Raw genomic sequence first — 7,471 nt, forward strand, 5'->3', positions numbered from 1 at the left:
AGCCGGTCGCGCCCCACCTCGTCGGGGCGGCAGCGCAGGCAGGCGCGGAAACCCGCCGCCCGCGCCGCCTCCGGATCGGCCAGGAAGATCATATTCTCCCGCCGGGGATGCCGCGCCGCGCAACTGGGCTTGCAATAGATGCCGGTGGTCAGCACGGCCCCCACGAACCGCCCGTCAAAGCCGCGGTCGCGCCTCAGAAAGGCATTCCAGCAGGCATCGGCGTCGGGCATCGCCTGCATCGGTGCGTCGATCTGTCTCATCTCGCTCATGAATAGGCGATAGCCGCACCCGACGCACCAGGCTTCCCGCCGCTTGCGGTCAAAAAGCGTTTTCGCGCTTTTTGCGCATTGCCTCAATCCCACCATCGCATATGAATGCCGCCAATCATGGTCGCACTGTTCCGTCGCCTCGCCCCTCTGCTGGCCGCCCTCCTGGCTCTTGCCGGACCGACGGGCGCGCGCGCCGAACAGCAGGACATCGCCGCCGCCGCGCGCGGCGTCGTCCGCATCGTGCTGGTCGCGACCAACGGCTCCGAAGCCTATTTCGTCGGCCATGGCAGCGGCTTCGCGGTCGCGCCGGACAAGATCGTCACCAACGCCCATGTGGTCGAACTGACGCGGGAGGAGAAGGATCTCGTCATCGGCGTCATCCCTTCGGAGGGGACCAGGACCTATGGCGGCCGGATCATCGCCTTCTCGCCCGGCAACGACCTGGCGCTGATCCAGTTGGAGGAAGGCCGGCTGCCCGTCAGCACCTTCTATGCCGGGGCGGTGAGCGACGGGCAGCATGTGACCGCCATCGGCTATCCCGGCACGGTGGACCGCGCGCAGGGCCTTGGCCTCAAGCAGTTGGTGGAACCGCTCGGCACGGTGAAGACCAGCGGCAATGTCTCCTCCGGCCGGGCCAGCCAGAATTTCGACACGGTGCTGCACACCGCGCCGCTGGCCGCGGGCAACAGCGGCGGGCCGCTGGTGGACGATTGCGGCCGGGTGCTGGGGGTCAACAGCTTCGGGTCGGTCTCCGACGGCAATGACGCGGAATTCGGGTTCGCCGTGTCCTGGCGGGAGGTCGCCTCCTTCCTGCGGCAGGCGGGGGTTTCCTCGCTGCACACCATCGTCCCCTGCCGCTCCATGGCGGAGGCGGACGCCGCCGAAGCCGCCCTCACCCAGCGGGAGGAGGCGCGCAGCGAACAGTCCCAGCGCGCCCGCGCCGACGCCCGCGAAGCCGCGCTGGACAAGGCCCGCGACACAGCCGAACGCGACGTCATCTCGGCCCGGGAGAACGCGATGGCGGGCGCGGCCGTGCTGCTGGCGCTGGCGGTGCTTGGCCTGGGCGCGGGCGGCCTGCTCTACAGCCAGGGCCGGGAAAGGCGCGCGACCTGGTGGCTGGCGGGCGGCGGCGTCCTGCTGTTCGCGGCGATCGGACTGTTCTTCCTCAAGCCCAGCTTCTCCAGCATAGAGGAACGGATCAAGCTGCCGGAGGACGCAAGCGTCACGGGCAACAGCGCCTATGCCTGGGCGGGCGACAATGTCTGCCGGGTGGACATGAACCGCAGCCGCCTCACCATATCCCAGCCCAACGACATCGCCTTCCACTGGGCGGAGGGCGGCTGCGTCGACGGCGACACCCAATATGTCTCCTCCGGCACCAGCTGGCAGCGGGCCGCGGTTCCCGACGATCATAATTACGTGACCGTCAGCCGCTTCGACCCCGCGACCGGCACGCTTCGGGTCCAGCGCTGGCTGCCCGACATCGACACCATGGCCAAGGCCCGCGCGCTTGGCGGCGGCGCCATCAAGGGATGCGGGGGCGATTCCGCCCTGCTCGCGAAAATCGCCGCCTTGCGGAACGATCTTTCCGCCTTGCTCCCGGCCCAGCCCAACGAACGGATCGTCTACCATTGCCAAAAGGGTCGGCTGACGCCGGGCGAAGGGTGAAGGCGGGGGCCGCCGATCCGCGATTCGGCGCATATGGAAACCCCGTCAAATCGCGATGATTTCATACTGACGGTCGAATCGCGTTCCATGGCTTGCATAGTCACAATCCCACTGCTAACCGGCCCCCCAACAGGGGACCGGGACGAACAGAACCGCGCCCCCTTTTTGCATGACCGGCGGATCAGGGCCGGGTATCAAGTGGAGGACGGTAAGCGCGTGGAGACGACCGGCGGTATTCAGGCCAGCCTCAGCGGCCGCTATGCGGTGGCGCTGTTCGATCTGGCCCGCGACGGCAAGACGCTCGACACCGTCGCGGCGAGCCTTGCTGCGCTCAAGGCGGCACTGGCCGAATCGGCGGACTTCAAGGGGCTGGTGAACAGCCCCGTCCTCAGCCGCGATACAGCAGGCAAGACGATCGCCGCCGTCGCATCCGCCATGGGTCTCGATCCGCTGACCACGAATTTCCTGGGAGTGCTGGCTCAGAACCGCCGCCTCTCGCAATTGCCCGCGATCATCCGCGCCTATGAAACGCTGCTGTCGAATCACAAGGGGGAGGTCCGCGCAGAAGTGACGAGCGCCCATCCGCTCGACGCCGGACAGGTCAGCGCCCTGCAACAGGGCCTTCGCGCCCGCGTCGGCCGCGAGGTCGCGCTCGACGCCAGGGTCGATCCCGCGATCCTGGGCGGGCTGGTCGTCAAGATCGGCAGCCAGATGATCGATTCCTCCATCCGCACCCGTTTGAATAGTCTCGCCCACGCGATGAAAGGCTGAAAGGCTGAACATGGATATCAACGCCGCAGAAATCTCGAAGGTCATCAAGGACCAGATCGCCAATTTCGGCACCGAAGCGCAGGTGAGCGAAGTCGGTTCCGTGCTGACCGTGGGTGACGGCATCGCCCGCGTCCATGGCCTCGACAACGTCCAGGCGGGCGAAATGGTCGAGTTCGCCAATGGCGTGCAGGGCATGGCGCTCAACCTGGAAGCCGACAATGTCGGCGTCGTGATCTTCGGCTCCGACGCCGAGATCAAGGAAGGCGACACCGTCAAGCGCACCGGCACCATCGTCGACGTTCCGGTCGGCAAGGGCCTGCTGGGCCGCGTGGTAGACGGCCTCGGCAACCCGATCGACGGCAAGGGTCCGATCGCCTACACCGAGCGCAAGCGCGTGGAAGTCAAGGCGCCGGGCATCATCCCCCGCAAGTCGGTGCACGAACCCGTGCAGACCGGCCTCAAGGCCATCGACGCCCTGGTCCCCGTGGGCCGCGGCCAGCGCGAACTGATCATCGGCGACCGCCAGACCGGCAAGACCGCCGTCGCCATCGACACCTTCATCAACCAGAAGGGCATCAACGCGGGCGACGACGAGAGCAAGAAGCTCTACTGCATCTACGTCGCCGTCGGCCAGAAGCGCTCGACCGTCGCGCAGATCGTCAAGCAGCTCGAAGAAAATGGCGCGATGGAATATTCGATCGTCGTCGCCGCGACCGCTTCGGAACCCGCTCCGCTCCAGTATCTCGCCCCGTACACGGGCGTCACCATGGGCGAATTCTTCCGCGACAACGGCATGCACGCCGTGATCGTCTATGACGACCTGTCCAAGCAGGCCGTCGCCTATCGCCAGATGTCGCTGCTGCTGCGCCGTCCTCCGGGCCGCGAAGCCTATCCGGGCGACGTCTTCTATCTCCACAGCCGCCTGCTGGAGCGCGCCGCGAAGATGAACGACGCCAACGGCGCCGGCTCGCTGACCGCGCTGCCCATCATCGAAACCCAGGCGGGCGACGTGTCGGCCTATATCCCGACCAATGTGATCTCGATCACCGACGGCCAGATCTTCCTGGAAACCAACCTCTTCTACCAGGGCATCCGCCCGGCGATCAACGTCGGCCTGTCGGTGTCCCGCGTCGGTTCCGCCGCGCAGACCAAGGCGATGAAGAAGGTGTCCGGCTCGATCAAGCTGGAACTGGCCCAATATCGCGAAATGGCGGCCTTCGCCCAGTTCGGCTCGGACCTCGACGCCTCGACCCAGAAGCTGCTGAATCGCGGTGCGCGCCTCACCGAACTGCTGAAGCAGGCCCAGTTCTCGCCCCTCCCCTTCGAGGAGCAGACCGCGTCGATCTTCGCGGGCACCAACGGCTATCTGGACAACATCCCGGTCAAGGACGTGACCCGCTACGAGGAACTGATGCTGGCCTATCTGCGCCACGACCATGCCGACGTGCTGGCCGCGATCCGCGACAGCAAGGATCTGGGCGATGACGCCAAGGGCAAGCTGAAGGCCGCGCTGGACAGCTTCGGCAAGACCTTCGCGTAACGCACAACCCCCGTTATCCCAGCGAAAGCTGGGATCTCAGGCCGGATAGGACGACCCTGGAGGCAAGAGATGCCAGCTTCCGCTGGCATGACGAGAAAAGGAAGAATGAAGCCGCGATAATGCTCACCGCCCATTCCCTCCTTGCCTGGACCGTGATGTCGATCGGTCTGGTGCTGCTGCCGGGACCGGACACCATGCTGGTGGCCGGCCACGCGGCGCGCCGTGGGCTGAGGGCGGGGATGGCGGCCATCGGCGGCATCCAGCTTGGCGGGCTGTTCTACATGGCGCTGTGCGGCTTCGGCTTCCTGAGCGTTCTGAACGCGGTGCCGGGCCTGTTCATGGCGGTGAAGGTCGCGGGCGCGATCTATCTCGCCTGGCTCGGCCTGCAGATGGTTCGCGGCGCGCTCAAGCCCGCCCCGGCTTCGGAAGCACCCCGGATGCGCATCGGCGGATCGCCCTTCACCCAGGGTTTCGTCAGCACCGTGCTGAACCCGAAGGTCGCGATCTTCTTCCTCGCCGCGCTGCCGCAGTTCGTGGGTACCGGCCCGGACGCGCCGTGGCAGGGCATGCTGCTGATCGCCATCGTCTATGCGCTGGGCTTCCTCTGGTGCGCCCTTCTCGCCGTCCTCGCCACCAAGGCGGGGCGCAAGGTCGGGCAGAGCAGCGCGATGCGCTGGTTCGAAGGCGCCATGGGCGTCGGTTTCTTTGGTCTCGCGGGCCGCCTGGCCCTTGCTCGGAATGTTTGAACTATGGCTAGCCTCAAGGAACTGAAGCTGCGCATCGGGTCGGTGAAATCGACCCAGAAGATCACCAAGGCGAAGCAGATGGTCGCCGCCGCGAAGCTGCGCAAGGCGCAGGCCGCCGCCGAAGCCGCCCGCCCCTATTCCAGCCGCCTCGAAGCGGTCGTCGCCAGCCTGGCGTCGAAGATCGCGGGCGGTTCGGGCGAAGGCGCGTCCCCGCTGCTGGCCGGGACCGGCAAGGACGATGTCCATCTGCTGGTCGTCGCCAATTCCGACCGCGGCCTTGCCGGCGCGTTCAACGCCAACATCGTCAAGGCCGCCCGCGCCAGGGCCGACGAACTGATCGCGCAGGGCAAGACCGTGCGCTTCTACCTCATCGGCCGCAAGGGCCGCCCGGTCATCAACCGCACCTTCCCCGGCATGATCGTCGCCCAGTTCGACACCACCGGCGTCAAGGAACCGGGCTATGCCCAGGCCGAGGAGATCGCCCGCGAACTGACCGACATGTATCTGAACGGCAAGTTCGACGTCGCGCACCTCTTCTTCTCGCAGTTCAAGTCGGCCCTCGCCCAGATTCCGACCGAACAGCAGATCATCCCGGTCAAGATCCCGGCCGACGCCGACCGCGACGCCATAGGCGCGACGGTGGAATATGAGCCGAGCGAGGAAGCCATCCTGGACGACCTGCTGCCGCGCAACGTCACGGTGCAGATCTTCAAGGCGCTGCTGGAAAACAACGCATCCGAACAGGGCGCGTCGATGACCGCCATGGACAATGCGACCCGCAACGCAGGCGACCTCATCAACAAGCTGACCATTCAGTATAACCGCAGCCGCCAGGCCGCGATCACCACCGAACTGGTCGAAATCATCTCGGGCGCAGAAGCCCTCTAAGATCACGCACGCAAGGAAGCAGTCATGGCAACCACCAACAATGTAGGCCGCATTTCGCAGGTCATCGGCGCCGTCGTCGACGTGACCTTCCCGGATGCGCTCCCCGCGATTCTCTCCGCTCTGGAAACCAGCAACAACGGCCAGCGGCTGGTGCTGGAAGTCGCCCAGCATCTGGGCGAGAACACCGTCCGCACCATCGCGATGGACTCGACCGACGGCCTGACCCGCGGTCAGGAAGTCACCGACACCGGCGCGCAGATCAGCGTTCCCGTCGGCCCGGCCACGCTCGGCCGCATCCTGAACGTCGTCGGCGAGCCGATCGACGAGCGCGGCCCGGTGGAAACCACCGTCACCGCCCCGATCCATGCGAAGGCGCCGGAATTCGTCGACCAGTCGACCGACGCCAGCATCCTCGTCACCGGCATCAAGGTCATCGACCTTCTTGCCCCCTACGCCAAGGGCGGCAAGATCGGCCTGTTCGGCGGCGCGGGCGTGGGCAAGACCGTGCTCATTCAGGAGCTGATCAACAACATCGCGAAGGGCCATGGCGGCACCTCGGTCTTCGCGGGCGTCGGTGAGCGTACCCGCGAGGGCAACGACCTCTATCACGAATTTCTCGACGCGGGCGTCATCGCCAAGGACGCCGACGGCAACGCGATCTCCGAAGGCTCCAAGGTGGCGCTGGTCTACGGCCAGATGAACGAACCGCCGGGCGCCCGCGCGCGCGTCGCCCTGTCGGGCCTCACCATCGCGGAATATTTCCGCGACCAGGAAGGCCAGGACGTGCTGTTCTTCGTCGACAACATCTTCCGCTTCACCCAGGCGGGCGCGGAAGTGTCGGCTCTGCTCGGCCGTATCCCTTCGGCCGTGGGCTATCAGCCGACCCTGGCCACCGACATGGGCGCGCTGCAGGAGCGCATCACCTCGACCAACAAGGGTTCGATCACCTCGGTGCAGGCCGTGTACGTCCCCGCGGACGACTTGACCGACCCGGCGCCCGCGACCTCGTTCGCGCACTTGGACGCCACCACCGTTCTCAACCGCGCCATTTCGGAACTCGGCATCTATCCGGCGGTCGACCCGCTGGACTCGACCAGCCGCGTTCTGGAACCCCGCGTCGTCGGCCAGGAACATTATGAAACCGCCCGCGCGGTCCAGGCCATCCTCCAGAAGTACAAGTCGCTGCAGGACATCATCGCGATCCTGGGCATGGACGAGCTCAGCGAAGAGGACAAGCTGACCGTCGCCCGCGCCCGCAAGATCCAGAAGTTCCTGTCGCAGCCCTTCCACGTCGCGGAGGTCTTCACCGGCATTTCGGGCAAGTTCGTCCAGATCGAGGACACGGTAAAGTCGTTCAAGGCCGTGGTCGAAGGCGAATATGACCATCTGCCCGAAAACGCCTTCTACATGGTCGGCGGCATCGACGAAGCCATCGAAAAGGCGAAGAAGCTGGCTGCGGAAGCGGCGTAAGAGCGACCTGTTCCCCTCCCGCAAGCGGGAGGGGCCAGGGGTGGGCAGCGACCCCGGACTTGATCCGGGGGAGCGACCTATCCCGAAGCGTTGCAGGCGATTGCTTGCGCAATCGCACC

General features: G+C 66.2%; 7 protein-coding genes. 6 read left to right on the forward strand and 1 reads right to left on the reverse strand.

Going from position 1 to position 7,471, the window contains the following annotated elements; genetic code table 11:
• The coding region (locus L286_RS0124390; protein ID WP_274518515.1) for an Ada metal-binding domain-containing protein at positions 1 to 269 on the reverse strand (269 nt) is incomplete at its 3' end.
• 117 nt (positions 270 to 386) lie between these two features.
• Here L286_RS0124390 and L286_RS31020 point away from each other — a divergent pair.
• From L286_RS31020 to atpD, 6 genes are all read left to right on the forward strand, one after another.
• Complete coding sequence (locus L286_RS31020; protein ID WP_020819478.1) at positions 387 to 1,937, forward strand: S1C family serine protease; 1,551 nt, start codon at positions 387 to 389, stop codon at positions 1,935 to 1,937.
• A gap of 216 nt (positions 1,938 to 2,153) precedes the next feature.
• Entirely contained in the window at positions 2,154 to 2,708 is a 555-nt protein-coding gene (locus L286_RS31025) for a F0F1 ATP synthase subunit delta (RefSeq protein WP_013040860.1), read from the forward strand.
• A gap of 10 nt (positions 2,709 to 2,718) precedes the next feature.
• Positions 2,719 to 4,248, forward strand: a complete 1,530-nt coding sequence (atpA, locus tag L286_RS31030; RefSeq protein WP_007683652.1) for a F0F1 ATP synthase subunit alpha — start codon at positions 2,719 to 2,721, stop codon at positions 4,246 to 4,248.
• Between the two features lie 119 nt (positions 4,249 to 4,367).
• Positions 4,368 to 4,994, forward strand: coding sequence for a LysE family translocator (locus tag L286_RS31035; protein ID WP_020819480.1), 627 nt, complete (start codon positions 4,368 to 4,370; stop codon positions 4,992 to 4,994).
• Positions 4,995 to 4,997: 3 nt separating this feature from the next.
• Positions 4,998 to 5,882: a F0F1 ATP synthase subunit gamma gene (locus L286_RS31040; RefSeq protein WP_020819481.1), complete on the forward strand. Its 885-nt coding sequence runs from the start codon at positions 4,998 to 5,000 to the stop codon at positions 5,880 to 5,882.
• A 24-nt stretch (positions 5,883 to 5,906) separates the two neighbouring features.
• Positions 5,907 to 7,352: a F0F1 ATP synthase subunit beta gene (atpD, locus tag L286_RS31045; RefSeq protein ID WP_020819482.1), complete on the forward strand. Its 1,446-nt coding sequence runs from the start codon at positions 5,907 to 5,909 to the stop codon at positions 7,350 to 7,352.
• Positions 7,353 to 7,471 lie beyond the last annotated feature (119 nt).

Source organism: Sphingobium sp. HDIP04, from assembly GCF_000445085.1.
Taxonomy (GTDB): Bacteria; Pseudomonadota; Alphaproteobacteria; order Sphingomonadales; family Sphingomonadaceae; genus Sphingobium; species Sphingobium indicum.

Excerpts from the sequence above, each read along its gene's own strand:
- atpA (WP_007683652.1), top strand. The coding sequence starts at position 2,719 with ATGGATATCAACGCCGCAGAAATCTCGAAGGTCATCAAGGACCAGATC.
- L286_RS31040 (WP_020819481.1), top strand. The coding sequence starts at position 4,998 with ATGGCTAGCCTCAAGGAACTGAAGCTGCGCATCGGGTCGGTGAAATCG.
- L286_RS31020 (WP_020819478.1), top strand. The coding sequence starts at position 387 with ATGGTCGCACTGTTCCGTCGCCTCGCCCCTCTGCTGGCCGCCCTCCTG.
- L286_RS31035 (WP_020819480.1), top strand. The coding sequence starts at position 4,368 with ATGCTCACCGCCCATTCCCTCCTTGCCTGGACCGTGATGTCGATCGGT.
- atpD (WP_020819482.1), top strand. The coding sequence starts at position 5,907 with ATGGCAACCACCAACAATGTAGGCCGCATTTCGCAGGTCATCGGCGCC.